The sequence below is a fragment of the Mesorhizobium sp. WSM4307 genome, from assembly GCF_007003945.1.
In the GTDB taxonomy this organism is placed as follows: Bacteria; Pseudomonadota; Alphaproteobacteria; order Rhizobiales; family Rhizobiaceae; genus Mesorhizobium.
Genome location: NZ_VFTB01000009.1, coordinates 352,928 through 377,650 on the forward strand (window position 1 = coordinate 352,928; position 24,723 = coordinate 377,650).

The 24,723-nt window shown below is 63.9% G+C and carries 23 protein-coding genes; 9 read left to right on the top strand and 14 right to left on the bottom strand.

Translation table 11 applies throughout. The features are described from left to right. Positions 1-79: 79 nt before the first annotated feature. The gene (locus FJV83_RS23575) at positions 80-1,438 is read right to left on the bottom strand and encodes an FAD/NAD(P)-binding protein (protein WP_142887339.1); all 1,359 of its coding nucleotides are present in this window, start codon (positions 1,436-1,438) and stop codon (positions 80-82) included. Positions 1,439-1,463: 25 nt separating this feature from the next. Next, entirely contained in the window at positions 1,464-1,940 is a 477-nt protein-coding gene (locus FJV83_RS23580) for an Rrf2 family transcriptional regulator (protein WP_142878028.1), read from the bottom strand. A 900-nt stretch (positions 1,941-2,840) separates the two neighbouring features. Between FJV83_RS23580 and tauA the strand changes: the two genes are divergently transcribed. The 4 genes from tauA (at position 2,841) to FJV83_RS23600 (ending at position 5,813) form a co-directional block, all read left to right on the top strand. Next, on the top strand, positions 2,841-3,854 hold the full coding sequence (gene tauA, locus FJV83_RS23585) for a taurine ABC transporter substrate-binding protein (protein ID WP_142887338.1): 1,014 nt from the start codon (positions 2,841-2,843) through the stop codon (positions 3,852-3,854). Positions 3,855-3,979: 125 nt separating this feature from the next. Further along, positions 3,980-4,747 (top strand): taurine ABC transporter ATP-binding protein, encoded by a 768-nt coding sequence (locus FJV83_RS23590; RefSeq protein ID WP_095788668.1) that lies wholly within the window; start codon positions 3,980-3,982, stop codon positions 4,745-4,747. Continuing rightward, positions 4,744-5,604 (top strand): ABC transporter permease subunit, encoded by an 861-nt coding sequence (locus FJV83_RS23595; protein WP_142878026.1) that lies wholly within the window; start codon positions 4,744-4,746, stop codon positions 5,602-5,604. The genes FJV83_RS23590 and FJV83_RS23595 overlap by 4 nt, the downstream gene beginning before the upstream one ends. Positions 5,605-5,630: 26 nt before the next feature. Then, positions 5,631-5,813 carry a hypothetical protein gene (locus tag FJV83_RS23600; protein ID WP_095788691.1) on the top strand — a complete coding sequence of 61 codons (183 nt, stop codon included), beginning with the start codon at positions 5,631-5,633 and terminating at the stop codon, positions 5,811-5,813. Between the two features lie 7 nt (positions 5,814-5,820). On the opposite strand, the gene FJV83_RS23605 is transcribed toward FJV83_RS23600, so the two are convergent. Together FJV83_RS23605 and FJV83_RS23610 are read right to left on the bottom strand one after the other, a co-directional pair. Beyond that, positions 5,821-6,582, bottom strand: a complete 762-nt coding sequence (locus FJV83_RS23605; protein ID WP_095775669.1) for an ABC transporter permease — start codon at positions 6,580-6,582, stop codon at positions 5,821-5,823. Between the two features lie 14 nt (positions 6,583-6,596). Next, complete coding sequence (locus FJV83_RS23610; RefSeq protein WP_142887337.1) at positions 6,597-7,523, bottom strand: ABC transporter ATP-binding protein; 927 nt, start codon at positions 7,521-7,523, stop codon at positions 6,597-6,599. 242 nt (positions 7,524-7,765) lie between these two features. Between FJV83_RS23610 and FJV83_RS23615 the strand changes: the two genes are divergently transcribed. Both FJV83_RS23615 and FJV83_RS23620 read left to right on the top strand, forming a co-directional pair. Further along, positions 7,766-9,127 carry a cytochrome ubiquinol oxidase subunit I gene (locus FJV83_RS23615; protein WP_142887336.1) on the top strand — a complete coding sequence of 454 codons (1,362 nt, stop codon included), beginning with the start codon at positions 7,766-7,768 and terminating at the stop codon, positions 9,125-9,127. A 5-nt stretch (positions 9,128-9,132) separates the two neighbouring features. Next, on the top strand, positions 9,133-10,137 hold the full coding sequence (locus tag FJV83_RS23620) for a cytochrome d ubiquinol oxidase subunit II (RefSeq protein WP_142887335.1): 1,005 nt from the start codon (positions 9,133-9,135) through the stop codon (positions 10,135-10,137). A 31-nt stretch (positions 10,138-10,168) separates the two neighbouring features. Here the strand turns inward: FJV83_RS23620 and FJV83_RS23625 are convergent, their stop codons facing one another. Next, positions 10,169-12,757 (bottom strand): AAA family ATPase, encoded by a 2,589-nt coding sequence (locus tag FJV83_RS23625; protein WP_142887346.1) that lies wholly within the window; start codon positions 12,755-12,757, stop codon positions 10,169-10,171. A gap of 164 nt (positions 12,758-12,921) precedes the next feature. Here FJV83_RS23625 and FJV83_RS23630 point away from each other — a divergent pair, with 164 nt between their 5' ends. Together FJV83_RS23630 and FJV83_RS23640 are read left to right on the top strand one after the other, a co-directional pair. Next, positions 12,922-13,272 carry a DUF4242 domain-containing protein gene (locus FJV83_RS23630; protein WP_246691908.1) on the top strand — a complete coding sequence of 117 codons (351 nt, stop codon included), beginning with the start codon at positions 12,922-12,924 and terminating at the stop codon, positions 13,270-13,272. Between the two features lie 341 nt (positions 13,273-13,613). Continuing rightward, positions 13,614-14,114: a hypothetical protein gene (locus FJV83_RS23640; RefSeq protein WP_095775630.1), complete on the top strand. Its 501-nt coding sequence runs from the start codon at positions 13,614-13,616 to the stop codon at positions 14,112-14,114. Positions 14,115-14,256: 142 nt separating this feature from the next. On the opposite strand, the gene msrA is transcribed toward FJV83_RS23640, so the two are convergent. The 6 genes from msrA to FJV83_RS23670 all read right to left on the bottom strand — a co-directional run bounded on the left by msrA (position 14,257) and on the right by FJV83_RS23670 (position 18,528). After that, positions 14,257-14,985, bottom strand: coding sequence for a peptide-methionine (S)-S-oxide reductase MsrA (msrA, locus tag FJV83_RS23645; protein WP_142887333.1), 729 nt, complete (start codon positions 14,983-14,985; stop codon positions 14,257-14,259). 188 nt (positions 14,986-15,173) lie between these two features. Then, positions 15,174-15,494, bottom strand: a complete 321-nt coding sequence (locus FJV83_RS23650; protein WP_019862212.1) for a hypothetical protein — start codon at positions 15,492-15,494, stop codon at positions 15,174-15,176. A gap of 83 nt (positions 15,495-15,577) precedes the next feature. Continuing rightward, entirely contained in the window at positions 15,578-16,276 is a 699-nt protein-coding gene (locus FJV83_RS23655; RefSeq protein ID WP_142887332.1) for a DUF1223 domain-containing protein, read from the bottom strand. Between the two features lie 104 nt (positions 16,277-16,380). Next, positions 16,381-16,707, bottom strand: coding sequence for a hypothetical protein (locus FJV83_RS23660; protein ID WP_095775634.1), 327 nt, complete (start codon positions 16,705-16,707; stop codon positions 16,381-16,383). Positions 16,708-16,972: 265 nt separating this feature from the next. Beyond that, on the bottom strand, positions 16,973-17,344 hold the full coding sequence (locus FJV83_RS23665; RefSeq protein WP_095775635.1) for an endonuclease domain-containing protein: 372 nt from the start codon (positions 17,342-17,344) through the stop codon (positions 16,973-16,975). A 104-nt stretch (positions 17,345-17,448) separates the two neighbouring features. Next, entirely contained in the window at positions 17,449-18,528 is a 1,080-nt protein-coding gene (locus tag FJV83_RS23670) for a pilus assembly protein TadG-related protein (protein WP_185973481.1), read from the bottom strand. A gap of 197 nt (positions 18,529-18,725) precedes the next feature. Between FJV83_RS23670 and lepA the strand changes: the two genes are divergently transcribed. Beyond that, the gene (gene lepA / locus FJV83_RS23675) at positions 18,726-20,531 is read left to right on the top strand and encodes a translation elongation factor 4 (RefSeq protein WP_095775671.1); all 1,806 of its coding nucleotides are present in this window, start codon (positions 18,726-18,728) and stop codon (positions 20,529-20,531) included. A gap of 52 nt (positions 20,532-20,583) precedes the next feature. Here lepA and FJV83_RS23680 read toward each other — a convergent pair whose 3' ends face one another. From FJV83_RS23680 to FJV83_RS23695, 3 genes are all read right to left on the bottom strand, one after another. Beyond that, the gene (locus FJV83_RS23680; protein ID WP_142887331.1) at positions 20,584-21,171 is read right to left on the bottom strand and encodes a Swt1 family HEPN domain-containing protein; all 588 of its coding nucleotides are present in this window, start codon (positions 21,169-21,171) and stop codon (positions 20,584-20,586) included. Further along, entirely contained in the window at positions 21,168-21,872 is a 705-nt protein-coding gene (locus tag FJV83_RS23685; RefSeq protein ID WP_142887330.1) for a DUF5343 domain-containing protein, read from the bottom strand. Before FJV83_RS23685 ends, FJV83_RS23680 begins: the two co-directional genes overlap by 4 nt. A gap of 779 nt (positions 21,873-22,651) precedes the next feature. Further along, on the bottom strand, positions 22,652-24,292 hold the full coding sequence (locus FJV83_RS23695; RefSeq protein ID WP_142887329.1) for an ABC transporter substrate-binding protein: 1,641 nt from the start codon (positions 24,290-24,292) through the stop codon (positions 22,652-22,654). Positions 24,293-24,723: the final 431 nt, after the last annotated feature.

Genomic DNA, 24,723 nt, shown 5'->3' on the forward strand with positions numbered 1-24,723 from the left:
ATGTGTGAGCGGTTTTCCCGGGAAAAGCGCGTAGCGCTTTCCCTTGGGAATTGCGTCAAAACGAAGTGTCTAGGTCGCTTTACCCTAGCAACTGCTTGCTCAGCCGCGCGCACTGGATGCGGATGTCGGGAATGGCATCGATCTCGAAGAAGGTGCCGCGCGTCAGCGGGCCGACGGCGAGGATCTTGCGCGAGACCGTGCCGTCGCCGGCGATGATCTCGCAATTGGCCGACACGTCGAGGCCGATGCGCATGGGATCCGGCCGCGCGAGCCCGCGGTCGACCAGCGAGCGCACCACGCTGTTCGACGAGGTCGAAATGTCCCGCACGATCCCCGAGCAATCATAGATACGGGCGACGTCGAACGTCTCGACAAGCTGGCTGTGGCGCGACTGGACGTCGACGCTGAAGGCCTCGCCTGGCGTGATGCCGACGACGCGCCCAGCGACAAGCCGGATGCGTCCCGATTGCACGGCTTGCGTCACCTTGGCGTAGACCTCGGGCGCCATGCGATGGCGGTGGATGTCCCACCAGGCCTTGGTGTGCTCGACGAAGCGGCGCTTGGCGGAAGCCGGCCAGTTCTGCCAGATCTTCTGGTTGAAGGGGCGCAGGCCGTCGACCACGTCGCGCCAGTCGATGCCGGCCTTCTGGTTCTCGCGGATCAGGTCGCGGAACCAGCCGACGAAATAGGAAAGCTGGGTGCCGAGCGGGATGTCGGCGACGTCGAGCTTGATCGGATTGCCCTTGCGGTGCGGCGACGGCAGCAGGCCGCGCCGCGACACGGCGACGATCTCGCCCCTGTGGCCGCGCTGTTCCAGCGCCAGGAACGCGTCGACCATGCTGAGGCCGGTGCCCAGCACCATGGCGCGGCTTTCCGGGTCGAGCGCGGTGTCGGCCTCCGAGCCCATGCGGATCGCATGGCCTTGCGTCGGCTGTTCGTCATGGCCGGTGGCGAGTATGGCCATGTGGGCGACGACGCTGGTGCCGTTGGCGAGCGCCACCTCGACGCCGGACGCGGTCGGCGTGATCGACAGGCTCTCTTCGTGGATCAGGCGCAGCCGCCCGGTCGGCTGTTCGCGCGCTTCGAGTTCGTCGAGCAGTTCGCCGAGATAGCGGGCGTAGATGCTGCGTGGCGCGTAAAAGGGCGTCTGCGGCGTCTGCTCCTGGTCTACCAGGCCACGCCCGTGCAGCCAGCGCCAGAAATTGCCGGGATCGTCGGCATAGGCGCTCATGCCGGCGGCGCTGACATTCAGCACATGCGCCGACAGCAGCGTCGAATAGGCGATGCCCTGGCCGAAATGCGGGCGCTTTTCGATCAGCGTGACGCGCAGATCCGGATTGGTCGATTTCAGGAGATGCGCGGCCATCACGACGCCTGAGGCGCCGCCGCCGACGATGATGATCGAATTGGGGATGATCGAACTGGCGCGCCCGCTCATGCGCGCACCTGTGGAATGCGAGGCGTCAGGCCTGGACCTTCACGGTGACGGGCAGCTCGTCGATCTCCCTCGCGACCGTAAGGTCGTCGAGGCCGATGTCGCGCATCTCGGCGAGGCTGCGCTGGTCGAGCACCTCGGCGATCGCCTGCCGGACCTCGAGCATCAGATGTCGGACTTGGCATGTCGCCTCGTTGCAGTCTTCACAGCGCTGATATTGTGTGCGGCTGGCGCAGGGAATTGGCGCCAGCGGCCCGTCGAGGACGCGCACGACATGGCCGACCTTGATCTCGTCGGCCGGCCGCGCCAGGCGGTAGCCGCCATCCTTGCCCTTGCGGCTCTGGACGAAACCGGCATTGCGCAGCTCGCCCAGTATGGCATCGAGAAATTTCTTCGGGATGTTGTTGCCGGTCGCGATGTCGTTGACGAAAGCCAGCTGTCCGGTCGGCAGGTGCGCCAGGTGGACCAGCGCCTTGAGGCCGTACTTGCCTTTTTTGGTGAGCATTGACCGAACGTTTCTCTGTCATGCGACGGCACGAGGCCATCCGTTGCGAAACGCCTGGCGAGCCTCCCCGCCGCGCCCAAGCATCCATGACACATCTAGTGACATGATATACAAGCCGAGAAACGTTGATTTTGCTTCGTTTTCAAGCCGCTGGAGCCATTTTGTCAGGCTTTTGTGCCATTAAGAGCACAGAAATGCATCTCGACGGCGACGAGGCGACAAATGGTTTCGCGCGAAACAGCCGTGCCGCGCGCTGACTCGTGCGGCGCCAGGAGCCGGTGCATGCCTGAGCGATCATGGTGCAGGGGTGCCCGCTCATCGTTCGCCTCCAATCCCTCATGTCGATAAGGATACTATACTTACCCTCGAACACGCGAAACGGCTTGTCAATTCCTTGGCGATTCGAGGCATGGATTTGTGTGGCAATCGCAAAAGCGAAATTGTCGTTTCGTAGGTGAGGGCGTCGACGGTTGGCCGAGCCTTCCCGACTTCGTCATCCACGGGCGGAGCAGGAGCGAAGCTCCGTCGCGGAGACCCGAGGATCCATGCCGTGACCTCGGTCGAAGGATGCGACGGAGCAGAACCTGAACCGCAGCAACGCTTCGGCGTCACGGAATGGATCCCTTGGGCTGCGGAGCAACTCCAGGGGTCTGCGCGCGTCGCTGCGCTCCTTGCTTCGCCCTAGGATGACGAAGTCTGGCGTTCGCGGGGCACCTTTTCCGTTCATATGGAGGGGCGATGACGGCAATGCAGCCGCCCTTTCCGCATCGGCACAGCGCCCCCGACAGATTTTTTCCAACAAACCCGCCTTCGTTGGAAGGATTTAACTCTACAAGAACGATAGAATTAGCGGACTATCATGCGGCAATCCGGTTTTCTCTGTTTTCATGGAGCCCTTTGATGTCCACCATTTCGCGACGCATTCTCCTTCTGTCGTCCGCCGCGCTTGCCGGCGCCGCCTTTCTCAGCCAGGCCCTGGCCGAGGATCTGAAGATCACCATCGGCTACCAGACGGTGGTCGAGCCTTCCAAAGTGCCGCAAGCCGATGGCGCCTATGAAAAAGCCACCAAGGCCACGATCGACTGGCGTAAATTCGATTCCGGCGCCGATGTCATCGCCGCGGTCGCTTCCGGCTCGGTCGACATCGGTTATGTCGGTTCGAGCCCGCTGGCGGCGGCGGCAAGCCGCGAATTGCCGATCCAGACCATCTTCGTCGTAGGCCTGATCGGACCGTCCGAGGCGCTGGTCGCCCACAACGGCGCCGGCATCGAGAAGGTCGCCGACCTCGCCGGCAAGAAGGTCGCCGTGCCCTTCGTCTCGACCACGCATTACAGCCTGCTTGCCGCGTTGAAGCACGAGAATGTCGATCCGAAGTCGGTCCAGATCCTCAATCTGCGGCCGCCCGAAATCGCCGCCGCCTTCGCGCGCGGCGACATCGACGCGGCCTATGTCTGGGATCCGGCGCTCGGCCAGATCAAGACGACGGGCAAGGTGGTGCTGGATTCCTCGCAGGTCGCGGCCTGGGGCGCGCCGACCTTCGACGCCTGGATCGTGCGCACCGATTTTGCGCAGAAGAACCCGGAAGCGGTGCGCGATTTCGTCAAGGTCACGGGCGCGGCCTATGCCGAGTACCTCGCCAAGCCCGACGCCTGGTCGGTGTCCTCGCCGCAGGCCGGCAAGATCGCCAAGCTTACCGGCGCCAAGCTGGAAGAGGTGCCGGAGCTGTTGAAGGGCTATGTCTTCCCGACCTTGGAGGAGCAGGCCTCCGACAAATTCCTCGGCGGCGGCACGGTCAAGGCTGTCGCGGCCGCCTCCGCCTTCCTCAAGGAGCAGGGCAAGGTCGACGCCGTGCTGCCGGACTATTCGAAATATGTGACGTCGAAATACGTCACCGAGGCGCTGGCCTCGAACTGAGCGCCTGGCGCCAGCTGAACGCGCGCGGATCTCCTTCCCTGACGCCGCGCGTGCCTGCCCCGGAACCGCTGACGAGGCGTGGTTTCGGGGCGGGCGAGCTTCAATGAAACTTCCCGGGAGGCCCCATGCCGCATCTCGTGCTCGACAGGATCTCGATCCACTATGACGGCCACCCCGCCGTGGAGCGTGCGTCGATCGACGTGGCCGGGGATGATTTCGTCGTCCTTGTCGGCCGTTCCGGCTGCGGCAAGACCTCGCTGCTCAATGTCGCCGCTGGCCTCGTCACGCCGGTACGCGGCACGGCCACGATCAACGGCCGCCCGATCTCGGCACCTGGTTCGGATCGCGCCGTGGTGTTCCAGAACGATGCCTTGTTTCCCTGGCTGACCGCGCGCGAAAACGTCGCCTTCGCGCTGCGCCTCCGCGGTGTCAGGCCGGCCGAGCGGGCGCGGCGCGCCGACGAGCTTCTGGCGCTGGTCAAGCTGGCCGATGCCGGCGACAAGCACATCTGGGAGCTTTCCGGCGGCATGCGCCAGCGCGTCGGCCTTGCCCGCGCGCTCGCCGCCGAACCGCAATTCCTGCTGCTCGACGAGCCGCTCGGCGCGCTCGACGCGCTGACGCGCGAGCGCATGCAGACGACGCTGCTCGATCTCTGGACGGCAAGCCATGCCGGCGTGCTGATGGTGACGCACGGCATAGAGGAGGCGCTGGTGCTCGCCACCCGCATCGTCGTGCTGGCGCCGGGCCCCGGCCGTGTGGTGCGCACCTTCGAGCCAGACTTTTCCAGGCGCTACGCCGCGGGTGAGGCCATCCGCGCGATCAAGGCCGACCCGGCCTTCGCCACGGCGCGCGGCGAACTGACCGATGCCATCTTCGAGGGAGAAGCGGCATGACCATCTTCTCTTACACCGAGCGCGCCGGCCCCAGGACTGAAGAGGCCGACGGCCTGTCGGTGCCGTGGTCGCGGCCGAGCCCGAAACGCAAGGGCGTTTCGGCCCGCATGATCAGCGCGGTCACCATCCTGGTGGTGCTGGCGGCATGGGCGCTGTCGGCCCGCCTGCAACTGGTGTCGCCGGTGTTCCTGCCCTCGCCCGTCGCGGTGTGGAACAAATTCATCGTCGTGATCGGCGACGGCTTCGTCGACGCGACGCTGCTGCAGCACATTGTCGCCAGCCTGGGCCGGGTGTTCGCCGCCTTGGTCGCAGCCATCCTGGTCGGCGTGCCCGTTGGTCTTGCCATCGGCACCAGCACGGTCGGTCGCGGCATTTTCGATCCGCTGCTGGAATTCCTGCGGCCGATCCCGCCGCTGGCCTATCTGCCGCTGGTGATCATCTGGTTCGGCATTGGCGAGCCGTCGAAAATCCTGGTGATCGCCATCGCCATGCTGGCGCCGGTGGCGCTGTCGACCGCTTCGGGCGTCCGCAGCGTCTCGCAGGAACGCATCAACGCGGCGCGATCGCTTGGCGCGACGCGCGCGCAAGTGGTCCGCCACGTCATCCTGCCCAGCGCGCTGCCGTCGATCCTGACCGGGCTGCGCATCGCGCTCGGCGCCGGCTGGTCGACGCTGGTCGCGGCCGAACTGGTGGCGGCGACGCGCGGGCTTGGCTTCATGATCCAGTCGGCGGCGCAGTTCCTGGTCACCGACGTGGTGATCATGGGCATTCTGGTGATCGCGGCCATCGCCTTCGTGCTCGAATTCACCATCCGCAGGATCGAGCGCGCGCTCGTCCCGTGGGCGGGACGGGAATGATCAACCGCAAGCGCAGGAGAGTGACGATGACCCATTCCACCGCCGTGCTGTTCGCCCATTTCGGCGCCTGGCTGCTCGGCCTTGCCTCCGACGACAAGACGGCGAGGCAGGAGCGCTCGCCGGCGCCGGTCCAATTCCAGGCCGGCCGCGACCGCCTGCCGCCGCGCGACGAAAGCTTTTACTGGGCCTGGCAGTATTGGTCGCAGTGAGGGGCGGTCAGTTCCGCAGCCGGTAGCCGGTCTTGAAGATCCAGGCGACGATGGCGATGCAGACGGCCAGGAAGACCAGCGTCATGCCGAGGCTGACGCCGACCGAGACGTCGGCCTTGCCGTAAAAACTCCAGCGGAAGCCGCTGATCAGATACACGACCGGATTGAACAGCGTGATCGTCTTCCAGATGCCGGGCAGCATGTGGATCGAATAGAAGCTGCCGCCGAGGAAGGTGAGCGGCGTGACGATCAAGAGCGGCACAAGCTGCAGCTGCTCGAAGCTTTTCGCCCAGATGCCGATGATGAAGCCGAACAGGCTGAAGGTCACCGCCGTCAGCACCAGGAAGGCGATCATCCAGAACGGATGTTCGATGTGGAGCGGCACGAACAAAGAGGCGGTGGCCAGGATGATCAGGCCGAGGATGATCGACTTGGTCGCCGCGCCGCCGACATAGGCGATGACGATCTCCAGATAGGAGACCGGCGCCGACAGAAGCTCGTAGATCGAGCCGACGAATTTCGGGAAATAGATGGCGAAGGAGGCGTTGGAGATTGACTGCGTCAACAGCGACAGCATGATCAGCCCGGGTACGATGAAGGCGCCGTAGCTGATGCCGTCGATCTCGGTGATGCGCGAGCCGATGGCCGAGCCGAAGACGACGAAGTAGAGCGATGTTGAGATGACCGGCGAGATGATGCTCTGCAGCACGGTGCGGAAGGCACGCGCCATCTCGACCCGGTAGATCGCCCAGACTGCACGGAAATTCATGGCTGCGCGCAGGGTCATGGCTCTCTCCTCACCAGATTGACGAAGATCTCCTCGAGCGAGCTGTTTTGCGTGTCGATGTCGCGGAACTGGATGCCGCCGGCCTCGAGATCGCGGATCAGCGAGGCGACGCCCGGCCGCTCGGCCTGGTTGTCGTAGGTGTAGGTCAACTGCCCGCCATCCGGCGACAGCTCCAGCGCATAGCCCGAGAAGGTTTCGGGAATGGCGGTCAGCGGATTGCGCAGCTCCATGACCAGCCGCTTGCGGCCGAGCTTGCGCATCAGCTCGGCCTTGTTCTCGACCAGGATTATTTCGCCGCGGTTGATGACGCCGACGCGGTCGGCCATCGCTTCGGCTTCCTCGATATAGTGGGTGGTGAGGATGATGGTGACGCCATCCTCGCGCAGCCGGCGCACCATCTCCCACATGTCCTGGCGCAGCTCGACATCGACGCCGGCGGTCGGCTCGTCGAGGAACAGGATGCGCGGCTCATGCGACAGCGCCTTGGCGATCATCAGCCTGCGCTTCATGCCGCCCGACAGCGTGATCGCCTTGGCGTCCTTCTTGTCCCACAGCGACAGATCGCGCAGCACCTTCTCGACGAAGCCGTGGTTGACCGGCTTGCCGAACAGGCCGCGGCTGTAGTTGACCGTCGCCCAGACGCTCTCGAAAGCGTCGATGGTCAGTTCCTGCGGCACCAGGCCGATCAGGCTGCGCGCGGCGCGGTAATCCTTGCCGATGTCGTGACCGTCGACCGTGACGGTGCCGGTCGAGCGGTTGACGATGCCGCAGACGATCGAGATCAGGGTCGTCTTGCCGGCACCGTTCGGCCCGAGCAAAGCGAAGATCTCGCCGCGCTGGATGTCGAGAGTGACTTCCTTGAGCGCGGTGAAACCGGTGGCGTAGGTCTTGGAGACCCCGGAAATGGACAGAATGGAGGGCATGGGCTGAAAAACGGCTGCCTGAAAGAGGTCCCCTGATATAGGCCGAATGTCATCGCGTGCAACCCGCAAGTCAGTGGCGCTGCTGACAGTTCTGGACAGCCCGTGCCGGCAGCGGCTGGAGATGTACCCGCATGAATCGGTAAAATTGTCCTGTGGCGTTCAGCCTCGCGGCAGGACGCCGCTTTGACCAACTCGCGTTACGGGCATACGCTGCCGCCAGCAAATAGCAGCCGGAGCCCGCCATGGACCCGCTCATACTGTCGCGCATCCAGTTCGGCGCGAATATTTCGTTTCATATTCTGTTTCCGACGATCACCATTGCACTTGGCTGGGTGCTGCTGTTCTTCAAGCTGCGCTACAACGCGACCAACGATTCCGCCTGGATGCGCGCCTATTTCACCTGGGTGAAGGTGTTCGCGCTGTCCTTCGCCATGGGCGTGGTGTCCGGTGTCACCATGAGCTTCCAGTTCGGCACCAACTGGCCGGGCTATATGGAGCATGTCGGCAACATCGCCGGGCCGCTGCTGGCCTACGAGATCCTCACCGCCTTCTTCCTCGAGGCGGCCTTCCTCGGCATCATGCTGTTCGGCTTCCGCCGCGTCTCCAACCGCGTCCACACGCTGGCGACGGTGCTGGTCGCCGGCGGCACCACCCTGTCGGCCTTCTGGATCATCGCGCTGAATTCCTGGATGCAGACGCCGGCCGGCTTCGAGATGATTGACGGCAAGGCGCATGCGGTCGACTGGTGGGCCATCGTCTTCAACCCGTCGATGCCTTACCGGCTGGTGCATATGCTCCTGGCCTCAGGGCTGACGGTCTCGTTCCTGATATCGGGCCTGTCGGCGCTGCGTCATCTCAACGGCGACCGCTCGGAATCGATGTGGAAGGCGTTGCGCACCGGTGTCTTCACCGCCGCGATCCTGATCCCCATCCAGATCCTTGCCGGCGACCAGCATGGGCTGAACACGCTGGAGCACCAGCCGCAGAAGATCGCCGCCATGGAGGCCAACTGGAACACCGGCCCCAACGTGCCGCTGGTGCTGTTCGCGCTGCCCGACGAGGCGGCCAAGGAAAACAAATTCGAGGTCGCCATCCCCGACGGCGCAAGCCTGGTGCTGCGGCACTCGACCGACGGCGTGGTGCCGGGGCTGAACGATTTTCCCGGCAACCATCCGCCGGTCTTCCCAATCTTCTGGAGCTTCCGCATCATGGTCGGCACCGGCCTTCTGATGCTCGCCGTCTCCTGGTCGGCCGCCTTCTTCCTCAAGCGCCGGCACAGCCTGCCCAAGCCGCTCGCCATGCTGATGGTGCCGATGGCACTGTCGGGCTGGCTGGCGACGCTGGCCGGCTGGTACACGACCGAGATCGGCCGCCAGCCCTGGCTGGTCACCGGCGTGCTCAAGACCGCCGATGCCGTCGGCCCGGTGGCGGGCAGCCATGTCGCGCTGACGCTCGCCGTCTATCTCATCCTCTACGTGCTGTTGCTGATCGCCTATCTCGGCGTGCTGGTGCATCTGGCGCTGAAAGCGGCGAAGGATGGTGATTCATCACCGCTGCCGGGCGTCATGAAAGCAGCCATGTCACAGCCGGCGGCTGGGGAGTAGGAAAAATGACCTTCGACTGGCCTACCGCTCTCCCGCTGATCTTCGCCGGACTGATGGGCCTCGCCATCCTGATCTATGTCATTCTCGACGGTTTCGATCTCGGCATCGGCATCCTGTTCGCCATGGCCGAGGACGCAGAGCAGGACACGATGATCGCGGCGATCGGCCCGTTCTGGGACGCCAACGAGACCTGGCTGGTGCTGGCCGTCGGCCTGCTGCTGGTCGCCTTCCCGATGGCGCATGGCGTCATCCTCACCGCGCTCTACATTCCCGTCTTCGTGCTCTTGGTCGGGCTGATCCTGCGCGGCGTCGCCTTCGATTTTCGCGCCAAGGTGCCGAGCGGCAAGAAGCATCGCTGGAACCGCATCTTTTTCCTCGGCTCCGTCATCGCCTCGCTGGCGCAGGGCTATATGCTGGGCGTCTATGTGCTCGGCCTCGATGTCGGCCTGGGCGGTACGGCGTTCGGCGTGCTGGTGGCGTTGTGCCTGGCCGCCGCCTATGCGGCGATGGGTGCCGCCTGGGTGATCTACAAGACCGAGGGCGAGCTGCAGAGGAAAGCGGTGCGCTGGCTGCGCACAGCGCTGGTGCTGACGGCGCTCGGCATGGCGGCGGTGTCGCTGGCCACGCCTTTCGCCAGCCCGCGCATCTTCGACAAATGGTTCGTCTGGCCGCAGATGCTCTATCTCTCGCCGCTGCCGATCCTGTCGGCGCTCATGTTCCTGTGGCTGTGGCGGCAGACCTTCCATCTGCCGAAGCCCGACGACCGCCATGCGCTGACGCCGTTCCTGACGCTGGCCGCCATCTTCGTGCTCGGCTTTGCCGGCCTCGCCTGGTCGTTCTACCCGTTCGTCGTGCCCGATAAATTGACGATATGGCAGGCAGCGTCGGCGACCGAAAGCCTGGCCATCATCCTTGTCGGCACGGCGGTGGTGCTGCCGATCATCATTTTCTATTCCTTCTATGCCTACCGCGTGTTCGGCGGCAAGGCGACGGATCTGACCTACGATTGAGGGGTCGGCCGTTCGAACCGGCCTGCCGCCCTCAGATCAACCCGCTGGCGCGGGCGGCAGCGGAGGCCTCGCCGCGCGAGACGGCATCCAGCTTGCCCAGCACCGCCGAGACGTGGTGATCGACCGTCTTGGGCGAAATGGCGAGATGCTCGGCTATGCGCTTGTTGGAGAGACCCCGCTCGATCAGCTGCAGCACTTCCATCTGGCGCTGGGTCAGGCCGGCGCTGTTGGCGCGCGTGGTGCGGCGCGGTCCACGCGCGATGCCGATGACGCCGTTTCGCCGCATGATGTCGCGCACATGGCTCGCGACGGGCCGGGCGCCGAGCGCCTCGAGGATCTCCAGCGCCGCCCGCTGTGCCGCCTCATCGCCCTGCGCCAGCGCCAGGGCGCGTTCGTAAGGCGCGTCGAGTTCGGCCCACGCCGCGGCCGCTCCCCGCCAGTCGCCGGCCAGCAGCATCCGGTAGGGCGCGGCCATGCCCGATGTGTCGCCCGGATCTGCATCGGGTGCCAGCATCTGCCGCCAGGCGGCCAGTTCGGCGAAGACCGCCCGGGTCGGCGACATGTTCTCGGCAAGGCCGATCAGCCGCAGCGCCTCGTCCTTTTCCGCCTCCCCCAGCCAGGCCCGTTCGGCCATCACGGCCGCGTAGGGTAACAGCCGCTGCAGTTCGGCGCCCTTCTCCAGAAACCGCTTCATCTCCGCCAGGAGCGGCTCTGCCGAGGGGTCGCCGCGGCGGACCCTCAGCCGCGACAGCGCCACAAGGGCGGGATAGCGCACCAGCGCCGTCGCCCGGTCGTTGGCAACCACGTCCAGCGCCTCGGCAGCCGCGTCATCCCAGCGTCCGTTGCGCACCAACAACTGGGCCCGCACGCCACGCATGTAATCGCGCCAGGTCGCCAGATCGTTCTCGACGCAGTAGTCGATGCCGCGATCAAGGAAGGATTGGGCCTGGCTGTAGCCCAACTGGTTCATCTCGCCACAAGCGCAGTTGGTGAAGGCGCGCGCGGCATGTTCCTGAAAATTCTGCTCCAGCGCGATCTCGAGGCTGCGGGCGAGATGCAGCCTGCTGCTGCTCAGGTCCAGCCACTGCTCGGCGGCGCCGACATTGTTGAGAGCATGGCAAACGACTTCCGGCCTGTTCAACCGTTCGGCGAGTTCGATCGCCCTGGCGCCGAGCGACAAGGTCTCGTCCAGCCTTTCGGCCAGCATCGCAAGCTGCGAAAGGTTCGAATAGGCCATGGCGAGTTCGGCGCTGGCGGGAACGGTTTCCAGCAATGCGACCGCCTGGGCGCCGAACATGTCGGCCGCCTGTCGGTCCCCCAGAAGATAGGCGAAGCGCGACAGCCATCTCAGGCTGTCGCCTTCCTTCAGCCTGTTGCCCAGCGCCTGTTGCAACACACGTGCCTGTTCCTGCGCCTTGATGGCTTCGTCTATGCGCGCGATCAAATGGCACTCGAACGCATATTGCTCGTAAAGCCCGGCGCGCTCATCTTGAGGCAAGGTGTCGGCCTGCCGCAGGGCAACCTCGTAGTAGCCGGCGGCGTCGCGATGGGCGCCGACACGCGAGGCCTCCCGTGCCGCGACCGGTGCGAACTCACGCACCGCCTGCAGATTGTGCGCCTCGACCGCATGGTGGACGAGGCGCGCGGTGGCGACACCGCCATTCTCGAGCAGCGCCGACAGCGCACGCTGATTGAACAGTCTCCTGGAACTCGTCGTCAGCATCATCTCGATGGCGCGGCGCGCGATCTCGTGTCGGAAGGCGTAGCCGTCGCCGAGATCGTCGAGCAGGCCGTTCGACACACATTCCGCGAGCTGGCCGGCAGCCGCGACGCCGCACAGGCCCTGCAGTGCCCACGCGTCGGCGCGTCTGGGAAAGACCGAAACCGCATCGAGCATCGAGCGGGCGCCGGCCGACAGCCGGCCGGCGCGTGCGACGACGGCGTCGCGCACGCTGGCAGGCGGCGTCATCTCATTGTCCGCGCACAAAAGCTCGGTAACGAAGAAGGCATTGCCCGCCGTCGCGCGGTAGATGGCATCGCCATCACGGCCGGCGGCATTGGCAAGCAACAGCACCGCCGTCTCGCTCAACAGGGGCACATCGATGCGCACGACGTTGCCGGCGGGAATTTCGCCGAGCACGCGGCGCACGCGCATCTGCCCTTCACTGCGGTCGGTGCGCGCCGTCAGGGCGAGCAGGATGTGGGTGTTGGCGATGCGGCGCCCGAGGAAGCGAACGAAATCCAGTGTCGCGTCGTCGGCCCAGTGCAGGTCCTCGATGATCAGGAGCGTCGGCTGCGTCCTTGCCTCGAAGACTTCCAGCGCGTCGGAAAACAGGGGCAACCTCTGCCCCTGCCGGGCGTCGATCGCCCGCGGCATCGCCCATTGCGCCTCGCGGGCAAGATCGTAGAGCGGGCCGAGCGGATCGGGGATCGACAAATCCTCGCAGGCGCTGCGGAAGATGCGCGTGCCATCGGCAACCTTGCCGACGAAAGCCTCGACAAGCGCCGACTTGCCGGCGCCTGCCTCGCCCGACAGCGCCACCACGCGGCCGCGTCCATTCGCGGCCTCCGCGAGAAGTTCATCCAGCTGCGCCAGCTGTGTCTGCCGTTCCAGAAGCATCATCATTCGCCCAGAAAGGATTATGTTTCGGCGGTTCCCCGACGTCCGCCAGAAGCGTCCGGGACCATGACCGACAATGTGACCCTCCACACATTTCGGTGCAACCTCACACATAACGTCGCCATTATGGGGAATCTTCCCACAAAACATAGGGAAAGGCTCCGATGCGCGGCCATGGCGAGCGTGGTCAATGTGCAGGCGCGCTCAAATCGAGCGTGAAACCATGGAAAAGGAAAACCAATATGCCTCGCTATGTGGTTCAACGCACATTTCCCGATGGCCTCAGCGTGCCGATGAACGATGCCGGCGCCGACGCGCTTGGCGGCGTCATCATGCGCAACGCCGAGAAGGGCGTGACCTGGGTGCAGTCCTTCGTCTCGCCGGACAAGAAGCAGAGCTTCTGCATTTACGATGCGCCCTCGCCGGAAGCGATCCGCAGCACCGCGCAGAAAAACGCGCTCCCGGTCGACAAGATCACGGAGGTGCGGGTTCTTGACCCTTACTTTTACCGTTGATCGCGGCAATGCGCATCCAACTGCCCTTCGCGGCGATGGCGGCTTGCCTGACGACGCGTCCAGTGAGGTGTCGGCGGCTTCGAGACCAGTCGCACGAGGCCCGTTACCCGGCCGGCTTTTGCGCGGGCTTGCCGCCTTGCTGTTCGCACCATTGCGCTCGCGGCGGCGCCGATTGCCACCGCAGGACGACTATCTGAGACGCGACATCGGCTTGCCGGAGCTCGTGGAGCTGCCGCAATACTGGGACTTCACCCGGTCGGACAGATGATGCGCCCAGCCTAGCCCAGACTTCGCGGCGGGGGCGGCCGCTCCCGCTTGCAATCAACAAACCAGGAGAGAAAATGAACATTCATGTGTGGACCAGGCACCTCATCAACCTGTCGATCCTGTCGATCGCGGCAACGGCGGCGAATGCCGATGGCACCGGCACGCTGGAGGAGAAGGTGCGGGCAGCCGACAGCCGCTTCGAGAATGTGGCGATGGCCACCGCCGAAGGCTATGCACCCATCCCTTGCGCCAGTGGAATAACCGGCGGCGCCATGGGCATTCACTATGTCAACGCTGCCTATCTCAAGGACGATGCGGTCGATCTAACGAAGCCGGAAGCCGTCATGTACGAGCCGATGGCGGACGGCACGCAAAAGCTGGTGGCGGTCGAGTACATCACCTCGAAAGGACCGGCTTCGCTGGAGGGACAGCTGTTCAACTTCAACAGCGCGCCCAACCGCTATGGCCTGGGCCCCTTCTATGAGCTGCATGTCTGGGCCTGGAAGAAGAACCCGACAGGCACCTTCGCCGACATGAACCCTGACGTGTCGTGCGATGCGATGAAGCCCATGTAACCAGGACGCGAATCTCCCCCTTCGTGGGGGAGATTCGCCGTGTGTGGAGCGCTGACCTTCTGTCGCAGGAGGTTGGGCCTGGTAGGACCGACTCCCTCTGGCTTGCCGGCTATCTCCCCCTCGAGGGGGAGATAAGCAAGCCTCAATTGCTCGCCGACAGCACCAGCACCGGCTTGTCGCTGTACAGCGCCGGGAACAGCTGCTTCAGGTTCGCCACCTTGGGCAGGTCGTTGTAGACGATGTAGGGATAGGTCGGGTTCAGCGTCAGAAAATCCTGGTGGTAGTTCTCGGCCGGGTAGAAGGTCTTGCCGGTCTCGATCGTGGTGACGATTGGTGCCGGATAGAGCTTGGCCTTGTCGAGCTGCTCGATATAGCTCTGCGCGATCTTCTTCTGCGTGTCGTTCTCGGCGAAGATCGTCGAGCGGTACTGGGTGCCGGAGTCCGGGCCCTGGTAGTTCAGCTGCGTCGGATTGTGGGCGACTGAGAAATAGACCTGCAGCAGCTGGCCATAGGTCACCTTCGACGGATCGTAGGTGATCTCGACGGATTCGGCATGGCCGGTGCGGCCGGTGCCGACTGTCTCGTAGACCGCGTCATCCTTGGCGCCGCCGGTATAGCCGGAGACCGCCTTGCTGACACCCTTGACGTGCTGGAACACGCCCTGCACGCCCCAGAAGCAGCCGCCGGCGAAGATCGCCGTCTCGCTGCCCGGGGCGGCCTTTTCGTCCATTGCCGGCGGCGGGATCACCACCGCGTCCTCGGCCGAGCGCGCCGGGGTCTGCCACAAGGCCGCAGCCGCCACCGCCGCAAAACCGAGCACGGCCAGTGCGCTGCGGGTAAAGAACGGCCGTGTCTTTTCGATACCGGTCATGTTCTGATCTCCTGTTGTTGTTCCAATATATACGACGCAAGCCGCCAAGAGGTCTCAATTTGCCGTGCGGCGGCTCCTGTCGTCGGCACTCCCCCGGCCCTCCGGGCCACCTTCTCCCCGAGGGGGAGAAGGCGCCGCTCGCCCCGGAACGGTCAGGCGAGCGAAGCGGTGAGGGGCAGCCGACCTGCTTACTGCGCTGGCTTCATCGCGTCGGTGGCTGGCTTCATCGCATCCGCCGCCGGTTTCATGGCGTCGGCGGCAGGCTTCATGGCGTCCGCTGCGGGCTTCATCGCATTGGTGGCCATCGGGTCGGCGGGCTTCATCGCGTCGGTCGCGGGCTTCATCGCATCCGCCGGCTTCATCGCATCCGTGGCCGGTTTCATGGCGTCGGTGGCCATCGCATTGGCCGGCTTCATGGCGTTGGTCGCGTCGTCGGCACGGGCGCCGGCGACGAAGACGGCGGCCGAGAGCGCGAAGGCGAGCGCCGGCAGGGTCAAGTACTTGGTCATGGAAGTCTCCTTGGGTTTTGGCGCGCAAGCGGGCCGGGTGATGCGTTGCCGCTGCATGCGGCCCCGCGCGAAAAGAAAGAAAATCAGTTGGTGGCGGCGGCCAGGATCGGCCCGCCGCCCGGCGATTGCACCAGCACGGCGGTGCTCAGGCCGCCCGAGGCGGCGGGCAGCGCATAGGAAGTGGCGTTACCGGTCCAGCTGCCGAGTTTTTCCAGCGCGTGCACGACATTGGCATGCGGCAGCGTGCGGCCGGTGTTTTCGCCGCGCGCCACCGGCACCTGCACGACGCCCTTGGCATAGCGCACCAGCCAGACATCGGCCTTGCCGCCCGGTGCGGCGCCTGCGCCGATCGCCACCTTGCCGCCCTCGAGCGACAGCGAGGGGCCGCCGGTCTTGCCGGTCGCGGAAATCAGATGCTCGATCTCGCCCGGTGCGGCGCCGACCACATCGGCATGGCCGTTGACCACCACCTGCGGCGTGAACGGCCCGTCATGGCCGAGCGGTGGCTCGTAGGAGACCTGGCGCTGGGTGAATTCCTGCTTTCCAAAAGTGTCCTTCCAGCCGAGATAATCCCAGTAGGTGACGTTGAACGACAGCGCCAGCACGCCGGGCTGGTCCTTCACCTTGATCAGATTGGCATTGGCCGGCGGGCAGGACGAGCAGCCCTGGCTGGTGAACAGTTCGACCACGCTGAGCGGCTGCGCGGCGGCGGCACCGAGCGACGCGGCGAGCGCCAGTGCGCCCAGGCTGGACAGGGCAATGAACTTTGAGGCTCTCGGCATGGGGCGGGCTCCGTGGGGGGCGCTGGGATGCGCCGGTCATTCCCCCACTTCGCCGCCATCCGCCGCTTCGTTACAGCGCTCACCGGTTTGTGATGAAGGCACCTCTACGCCAGTGGCCCGAAACGCCACAGCGAGGTGTAGTGCATGATCGGCCGCTCGAGCCTCGCGCCCGCGGCGACAAATCGCTTTCCCGCATCCAGCATGGGCTGGAAGGTATCGAGTTGCCTGGCGTGCTCCAGCGTGTCCCACACACTGGTGTTGATCAGCGACGATGTAGCCTCGTCGGCGCCGGCGTAGAAGACGAGCAGCCCCGGCAGTGCCTCGATGCCGGGCCGAAGCTCTGCCTCGTCGTCCACCATCATCTCTCGAAACGACGCGAACTTCGCTGCATCGCAGCGCAGGATGGAAACGCGCAGCACGGAATCAGGCATCGGCTTCTTCTCCAGGAGTTGACGCGCTCCAGGCTAGGCCACGCCGACCCAGGCCGCCAATACCGTGCCCAATCAAGATTGAGTGCGCATGGGGCGCGCCCTTCCCTTCTCCCCTTGCGGGAGAAGGTGGCCTCGCGAAGCGAGGTCGGATGAGGGGTGCTCCAGCGGAGTGAGGCGTTGGCGTTCCCTGGAACACCCCTCATCCGTCTCGCCGCTACGCGGCGATCCACCTTCTCCCGCAAGGGGAGAAGGAAGACGCGCGCCATCACCGCCAGGGCTGCAGACTGGTATCTCTTACATAGGCGATGATCGTGTCGCAGACGGCGTTGAGGTCTTTCAGGACATCGTCATTCCAGAAACGCAGAACCCGAAAGCCCTTGGCCTCGAGCTCGGTCTTGCGGATCTGGTCCGTATCCGGACCCGCATGCTGGCTGCCATCGATCTCGATGATCAGCCGAGCTTCAGGGCAAACGAAATCGGCAACGTATTTTCCGATAGGCGCCTGGCGCCGGAATTTTATCCGGTCGAGTCTGCGATCGCGCAACTCCTGCCAGAGCCTGCCTTCCGCTTCCGTCATCTCGCGCCGGAGCGAGCGGGCAAATTTACGCTTGGCTTGGGTGACGGGTTGATGCGGCATGGCGCCAGATTAGCCAGACCCGGCGTTCCGTCCAACCATCCGTCTCGCCGCTACGCGGCGATCCACCTTCTCCCGCAAGGGGAGAAGGTGAGCAGCGTCTGTCCCTACTGCGTCAGCGCTGTGTCCGAGGGCCGCTTGTTGAAGTCGCACTTGCCGGTGACGTTGTAGAAGAAGTCGGCATTTGAGGACGTAGTCGGCACCGTTGTGCCACCGTCTTCCCAGGCTTGATAGCTGGTGACGCCACAAGGCACGATGGAGAAGATGTCGACCCTCGTCCCGGTCGCGGTCTCGGTCAGGGCGTTCGCGTCCACCCCGCTAAAGAGTCGGTTGGAGGTGCTTGCATCGTCCGACTTGAGGTATTGCGGGTTGCCCGATGGCACGTACATCTGCAGAGAGAGGCCACCCATCTGGCTGACATCGATCGCCGCGCCGGCGCTGTTGGCCGGATACATGGTGTCGACGCAGGTTGTCGAATATTTCTTGTTGCCACTGGTCTGGAGGATCGCATTGGCAGGCAGACCGGTGAAAGTGGTCACGCTGGCGGTGGTGCAAACTTGCGACTGGACGAGCGTCTTGATATCGGCGCCACCATTGTTGGTGATCGTATACACGTTCGTGGTGCCGTAGCCCTTCGGATCCCCGAAGCCATTATAGACATACTCGATGGACATCAGCGGCTTGGCCGCTGTCGCTCCGAATTGCGTGCCGTAGAGCGTCATCGTCTTGTTCCACCAGCCCGACACCTTGGTGATCTTGAAGCTCGCATTGACGAGCGCCGGCGGCTTGCTGACCGCCGACGCGACGGCAATCGGCACGGTGTTGATCCTGGCGATCTGCATGAACGTGGTCGGCATGGAGAAACTTGCCGAGGCCTGGCCGGTGGCAGCGGCGGTGGTGGTACCAGCCACAAAACTGTTCAGCGTCGCAGTGCCCTGGCCACCGTTGGCGATGAAAGAATCCTGCAGCGCCGTCTGGCGCTGCGCCAGCGTCGAGGCGGTGTCCATGGTGGTGATCGACAGGAGCGCGGCATCCAGGGCCTGCTGCTGGTTGGACCGGACCTGGATCGCGCTGGTATAGTCGATCGAGAAGCCGACGGCGCTTATGACAGGCACCAGCGTGAGAAAGAACAGCGGCATCATCGAGCCGCTGCGCGAACGGGCAAACCCGCCTGCAACTTTCAGCATTTTTTACCCCCAAGGATATTAGTGATGGGGCATATAGCACGCGGCGGCAAACCAAGGTCTAACGCGATCGATCAAAGTTTAAGCATCCACGGCCGCCGCGGCCGGCATTTGGCGCGGCTCGCCGCTTTGTGATCGAAGGCGCCGCCCTTGCGCCGCAAGCCTTGCCGCCGCAAGCCACCCCTGCTAAAGCGCGCGACATGAGCACGCCCCTCGACCACATCAGAAATTTCTCCATCGTCGCCCATATCGACCATGGCAAATCCACGCTCGCCGACCGCCTGATCCAGTCCACCGGCGGGCTGGAGCTGCGCGACATGAAGGAGCAGGTGCTGGACTCGATGGACATCGAGCGCGAGCGCGGCATCACCATCAAGGCGCAGACGGTGCGGCTGAAATACCGCGCCAACAATGGCGAGGACTATATCCTCAACCTCATCGACACGCCCGGACATGTCGACTTCGCCTATGAAGTGTCGCGGTCGCTGGCCGCCTGCGAGGGCTCGCTGCTGGTGGTCGACGCCTCCCAGGGCGTCGAGGCGCAGACGCTCGCCAATGTCTACCAGGCGATCGACAACAACCACGAGATCGTCGTGGTGCTGAACAAGGTCGACCTGCCGGCCGCCGAGCCCGAGCGCATCCGCGAGCAGGTCGAGGAGGTGATCGGCATCGACGCTTCCGGCGCCGTGCTGATCTCGGCCAAGACCGGCCTTGGCATTCCCGACGTGCTGGAAGCCATCGTCCACCAATTGCCGCCGCCGCGCGAGGGCGATGCGACAGCCCCCTTGAAGGCCATGCTGGTCGACAGCTGGTACGACGCCTATCTCGGCGTCATCGTGCTGGTGCGCATCATCGACGGCGTGCTGAAGAAGGGCCAGACCATCCGCATGATGGGCACCGGCGCCAAATATCTGGTCGAGCGCACCGGCGTGTTCACGCCCGCCCGCATCAATGTCGACGAGCTTGGCCCCGGCGAGTTCGGCTTCTTCACCGGCTCGATCAAGGAAGTGGCCGACACCCGCGTCGGCGACACCATCACGGAGGACAGGCGCCAGACCGCGCATGCCCTGCCCGGCTTCAAGCCGGCGCAGCCGGTGGTGTTCTGCGGCCTGTTCCCCGTCGATGCCGCCGATTTCGAGGATCTGCGCGCCGCCGTCGGCAAATTGCGCCTCAACGACGCCTCCTTCTCCTATGAAATGGAAACCAGTGCGGCGCTCGGCTTCGGCTATCGCTGCGGCTTCCTGGGCCTCTTGCATCTCGAAATCATCCAGGAGCGGCTGGAGCGCGAGTTCAACCTCGACCTGATCGCCACGGCGCCCTCCGTCGTCTACCGGCTGCTGCTCAATGACGGCTCGGTGAAGGAGCTGCACAACCCGGCCGACATGCCCGACGTGGTGAAGATCTCGGCCATCGAGGAGCCGTGGATCCGCGCCACCATCCTCACCCCCGACGACTATCTCGGCGGCATATTGAAACTGTGCCAAGACCGGCGCGGCATCCAGGCGGACCTGTCCTATGTCGGCAAACGCGCCATGCTGACCTACGATCTGCCGCTCAACGAAGTCGTCTTCGACTTCTATGACCGGCTGAAGTCGATCTCCAAGGGCTACGCCTCGTTCGACTACCACCTGACCGACTACCGCGAGGGCGATCTGGTGAAGATGTCGATCCTGGTCAATGAGGAGCCGGTCGACGCGCTGTCCATGCTGGTGCACCGCACGGCGGCGGAAAAACGCGGAAGGCAGATGTGCGAGAAGCTGAAGGAGCTGATCCCGCACCACCTCTTCAAGATCCCGATCCAGGCCGCCATCGGCGGCAAGGTCATTGCGCGAGAAACCATCTCCGCCCTGCGCAAGGACGTCACCGCGAAGTGCTACGGCGGCGACGTGAGCCGCAAGCGCAAGCTGCTGGACAAGCAGAAAGAGGGCAAGAAGCGGATGCGGCAGTTTGGAAAGGTCGATATTCCGCAGGAGGCGTTTATCCAGGCGCTGAAGATGGGTGATTGAGGGAGGAGGTTGGGCGCGCATGCGCGAATTATTCCGCTAATGGCACGGATGGCTACTCCATCAGACGGTACCAATTGCGAACAACGAGCTTGAGCTTTACGACATCGTCCTCGCCCAACACGCCGCAATGCGCGATAGGCCCCCGCAACATGTTAAGCTGTTGAAGGACTTTTTCAACTCCGACTTTGTCGTGCCTAGAAAAGACGCCGCCAAACACATCCCAATTTGCTTTTATGATTTCTCCGAGCTCTCCGAAAGTAGTATAATCGATCATCCTGTCGGATCTTGGTATTATTCCTTCGCGACGCTCTCTTTCAAGATTTTTTGCAGCGTTCTGCCTAACATTTTCCGGAACCTTGTTAACCCACCAATCAGACTCATCAGTAGATTCTATCAGATCGACAATAAAACTTCTGATCTCGTTCTCTAGTAAGTAAAATAACTTGTAATACGAAGCCATACGTTCGGCCTGTTGCCGGTTCTCTGACGAAGCAACTGAAACGTATCCTTTAATAAGGGCGTCAGAAAATTTTTCGATAGCTGTGATGTGTCCTCTAGCACCTTGATCGGCTAGGGCAGTATCTACTGCTGAGCGCAGCGAGGCGCTTCTTAGAAGGAAATGTTGAAGCTCAATCTTCAATTTATCAAATTTTCCCTAATCGACCGAAAAATGGCGTTGTAGACCTGTACGTCAGTTGTTTCCGGAAGAACGACGTTGATGGTGGTAACAAGATTGAATTCAGGAGTGTCAGTCCTAGCTGCTGTTGTCCTAGTGGGAGGCATTTCCGCAGCATTGACGTGCTCAGCAGCCTTATCCTGAACTCGGGTCTCCTTTGCGTCGCGGGCAAATTCGTTGAATGCGTTAAAGGTACCAAAGATAGCTCCAACGATCGGGTCACTTTTGTGAAGGCCTGTTATCTCTATAATTAGCTCCTTAATTCGATCCTCAGATAGCCGGTGGGCGTACTCGTTTCGTCGAAAAATTTCGGAGAAGCCATTCCGGAGCGCGGCAAGCGCTGCCTCGGATCGAGTCGATCCAGATTTGAACTTAGAATATAACTCTGTAGGTGAGTTGTCGGAACTCAACAGTCCCATTCGTTTTAGGAGTGGGGGAATAGGTCGCGCACTCCCTCCGCGTATTTTTAACACGCTGTCCAGAAAACTGCCGTTGAACTGCTGGGGCCGCTCAGCCTCCACTAACGCCTTTAACGCATCGCTCAGTCTACCGTGAGCAGGTGTATATGGCAGATTTCCGGGTATCTCCCTCCTAGTCCCTTTCTTTTCGCCAGGTGTCTGCTCAGGCGGTGGAACCTCCTGCTTTTGACTTGCTTTTTCTGCCAAGATAAGCCTCCCCCCAAAATAATGTTATGTAAAGTATACGCCTTTTGCTCCAAATGCTGTCAAGATGGTGCCTGCTGGAAGTCGCCGCTGTTAGAGTGATCCGACGCACATTTCACCATCTCCCCACCTTAGCGTATCCTCTTCCCAGCTTGGGGAAACACCACATGCGCTCCACCTCAGACACCATCGCCTCTCTCGGCCTCGCCATCGGCGGCATCTTCGGCCTTGCCGGCACCTTCGTCGCCAGCGCTCCGCTCCGCGAATCCCTGTGGGCGATCGACGGCGTCGCTGCCGACCTCCTCGCCGCTGCCCGCCGCCGGCTATCCCTTCCTGGTGCTGACTTTTGTCGGGTGGATCTGGACGCTTGTGAGGGAGGGGCGGTAGACGCTGTCCGCCCGCCGTCAAAATCCGCGACAGGAAGGCGAGCGTTGGCGCTGCCCCTCATCTGGCTGCCGCCATCTTCTCCCCGTAAGCGGGGCGAAGGGGCTGCTGTCGCCGCTTTCGCCAATCGCAGACGTTGCAGGAAGGGCGCCGGCGTTGCGGCAGCCTCTCTCGCCCCGTTTACGGGGAGCCGGCAGGACAGTGAGGGGCAGCGCCGACCTGCGATAGGTACGCGCTAGCCTCTATCCTCAATCCTGACACGGTTTTGACATCGGCGAGGGCGTCCCCCGCTCCGTCCCGGCTTCGCCGGGCCACCTTGCCGGGGCGAGCCACGGGTCTCGCCCGTCCTTCGGACCCCCCACTTCCGTGGGGGCGAGGAACCCAGGAATAGCGAAGTCTCACCCCTCCAACCACACCTTCTCGAAATGCTGCTCCAGCGCCTGGTGCTGCTCGCAGCCCTCGACGCCCTTGCGGTAGGTCCGGTACACCGAGCGCCAGTAGGGCTGGATGATGATGCCGTTGTCGCGCAAATTCTTCTCGATGCCGGCCATGATCTCCTTGCGCGCCTTGGCGTCGGGGGTGGCGAGCGCCTTGTCCAGCAGCTCGTCGAACTCCTTGCTGGCATAGGCGCTTTCGTTCCAGGCGGCGCCGGATTTGTAGGCCAGCGCCAGCACCTGGACGCCGAGCGGGCGGCCGAGCCATTCGGTGCAGGAGAAGGGATATTTGCTCCAGTCGTTCCAGAAGGTCGCGGCGGGCAGCACGGTGCGCTTGATCTTGAGGCCGGCCTCGCGCATCTGCGCGGCGATCGCGTCGCCGGTGGTCTTCTGCCATTCGATATCGACCGAGATCAGCTCATATTCATGGTCCGGCTTGGCGGACGCGGCGAGCAGCTTCTTGGCCTCCGCCACATCGCGCTTGGCCGAGCCGATATCGGCATATTCGGGATGCATGGGGCCGACATGGTGGTTGTCGGCGGGTTTGCCGCGGCCGCCGAGGCCGAGCGCCAGCACGGCCGCATTGTCGACGGCGAGCTGGGCGGCGCGGCGGACCTTGACATCGTCATAGGGCGCGTTGCCGATGTTGAAGCGGGCGACGATGGTCGAGCCGGTGGCGATCTCGGAATTCTTCAGCCCCATCTTGTCGGTCTGCGAGACGGCGTCGGAGGCGGTTTCGTGGTCGGTGTCGATCTCGCCGGATTCGAAGGCCGACAGCATGGCGTTGGGGTCGGAGCCGTAGTCGATCCACTGGATGCCATCGAGGTGGAATTCGCCCTTCCACCACGGCTTGTCCTTGCGCTTCACCTCGGCACCGGTCTCGGCGTCCCATTTCACCAGTTCGCAGGGGCCTGTGGTGATGGCCAGCGCCTTCAGGGGATCGCCGTCGCCATCATAGGAGCGGTGCATGATCAGCGCGGGATAGTCGGCCATGCCGGCGATCAGCGAAATGTCGGGCTTGGGCAGGTTGAGCTTGATCGTGTAGTCGTCGACCTTCTCGATGCCGCCATCGACCGCCTTCTTGGTGTCGGCATTGACCAGCGCGCCCATGCGCGCGGCGACCGAATTGCCGGCCACACCGGCCTCGCACCAGCGGGTCAGGTTGTGGACGACATCGTCGGCGTTGAAAGCATCGCCATTCGACCAGGTGACGCCTTTGCGCACATGCAGCGTCAGCGTCTTGGCGTCGTCGCTCATCTCCCATTTTTCCAACAGCCAGGGCTCGAACGAAAAATCGGTGTTCCAGCGCACCAGATATTCGTTGCAGTGACGGGCGACGTTGGACATTTCGACGCCGTCGAAGGTGCGCGGGTCCTTGAACCCCTTGACATTCATGGCGACGCGCAGCGTGCCGCCCTTCTTCGGCTCGGCCGCGCGGGCCGGCGTCGCGGCGAGACCGCCCAGCGCAAACGCGCCGGCGGCGCTGACGCCGAGACCGGCCATCAGCGCCAGATATTCGCGGCGGCTGATGCCGCCCTTCTTGAAATCCTCGGCGACGGGCTTGGCCTGCGGGTGCAGTTTGCGGTCGGTCAGCATGAATTTCATCGTCGTTCCCTTTGTCGTTGGTGCATGCCGCCCAAAACTGCAGGGGTTTTGGCACATGCACGGAAGCAGGCTCGTCCCGGCGGAGCGCCGACGCGGGGGCGGCTGCAACCGCCGGGTTTGCCTGACGCGGCGATGATAGGGCGGGGTGACGTTGCGGAGTGTTCTGGAATCCGCAGGAGTTGTGCGCTGCTCCGCAGCGAGGCCATGGCCCGTGGCGCGATCCAGCCCTGGTGGCCGCTGAGTTCCGCTCCCTGGCCCGCGGTTTCGCGTTTCACCAGCGGCTTCCCCCACTCCGTCTCGGCTTTGCCGAGCCACATCTCCCCCTCCGGAGGGAGAGGAAGGGAACGCGCTTGGCGAGGTCGCGCCTTTCCTCTCCCCCGTCGATCGGGGGAGAGGTGGGGGGGGGCGGGAGGCGCGGGGGGGGGGGGGGC

Excerpts from the sequence above, each read along its gene's own strand:
- FJV83_RS23575 (WP_142887339.1), bottom strand. The coding sequence starts at position 1,438 with ATGAGCGGGCGCGCCAGTTCGATCATCCCCAATTCGATCATCATCGTC.
- FJV83_RS23580 (WP_142878028.1), bottom strand. The coding sequence starts at position 1,940 with ATGCTCACCAAAAAAGGCAAGTACGGCCTCAAGGCGCTGGTCCACCTG.
- tauA (WP_142887338.1), top strand. The coding sequence starts at position 2,841 with ATGTCCACCATTTCGCGACGCATTCTCCTTCTGTCGTCCGCCGCGCTT.
- FJV83_RS23590 (WP_095788668.1), top strand. The coding sequence starts at position 3,980 with ATGCCGCATCTCGTGCTCGACAGGATCTCGATCCACTATGACGGCCAC.
- FJV83_RS23595 (WP_142878026.1), top strand. The coding sequence starts at position 4,744 with ATGACCATCTTCTCTTACACCGAGCGCGCCGGCCCCAGGACTGAAGAG.
- FJV83_RS23600 (WP_095788691.1), top strand. The coding sequence starts at position 5,631 with ATGACCCATTCCACCGCCGTGCTGTTCGCCCATTTCGGCGCCTGGCTG.
- FJV83_RS23605 (WP_095775669.1), bottom strand. The coding sequence starts at position 6,582 with ATGAATTTCCGTGCAGTCTGGGCGATCTACCGGGTCGAGATGGCGCGT.
- FJV83_RS23610 (WP_142887337.1), bottom strand. The coding sequence starts at position 7,523 with ATGCCCTCCATTCTGTCCATTTCCGGGGTCTCCAAGACCTACGCCACC.
- FJV83_RS23615 (WP_142887336.1), top strand. The coding sequence starts at position 7,766 with ATGGACCCGCTCATACTGTCGCGCATCCAGTTCGGCGCGAATATTTCG.
- FJV83_RS23620 (WP_142887335.1), top strand. The coding sequence starts at position 9,133 with ATGACCTTCGACTGGCCTACCGCTCTCCCGCTGATCTTCGCCGGACTG.
- FJV83_RS23625 (WP_142887346.1), bottom strand. The coding sequence starts at position 12,757 with ATGCTTCTGGAACGGCAGACACAGCTGGCGCAGCTGGATGAACTTCTC.
- FJV83_RS23630 (WP_246691908.1), top strand. The coding sequence starts at position 12,922 with ATGCGCGGCCATGGCGAGCGTGGTCAATGTGCAGGCGCGCTCAAATCG.
- FJV83_RS23640 (WP_095775630.1), top strand. The coding sequence starts at position 13,614 with ATGAACATTCATGTGTGGACCAGGCACCTCATCAACCTGTCGATCCTG.
- msrA (WP_142887333.1), bottom strand. The coding sequence starts at position 14,985 with ATGACCGGTATCGAAAAGACACGGCCGTTCTTTACCCGCAGCGCACTG.
- FJV83_RS23650 (WP_019862212.1), bottom strand. The coding sequence starts at position 15,494 with ATGACCAAGTACTTGACCCTGCCGGCGCTCGCCTTCGCGCTCTCGGCC.
- FJV83_RS23655 (WP_142887332.1), bottom strand. The coding sequence starts at position 16,276 with ATGCCGAGAGCCTCAAAGTTCATTGCCCTGTCCAGCCTGGGCGCACTG.
- FJV83_RS23660 (WP_095775634.1), bottom strand. The coding sequence starts at position 16,707 with ATGCCTGATTCCGTGCTGCGCGTTTCCATCCTGCGCTGCGATGCAGCG.
- FJV83_RS23665 (WP_095775635.1), bottom strand. The coding sequence starts at position 17,344 with ATGCCGCATCAACCCGTCACCCAAGCCAAGCGTAAATTTGCCCGCTCG.
- FJV83_RS23670 (WP_185973481.1), bottom strand. The coding sequence starts at position 18,528 with ATGCTGAAAGTTGCAGGCGGGTTTGCCCGTTCGCGCAGCGGCTCGATG.
- lepA (WP_095775671.1), top strand. The coding sequence starts at position 18,726 with ATGAGCACGCCCCTCGACCACATCAGAAATTTCTCCATCGTCGCCCAT.
- FJV83_RS23695 (WP_142887329.1), bottom strand. The coding sequence starts at position 24,292 with ATGAAATTCATGCTGACCGACCGCAAACTGCACCCGCAGGCCAAGCCC.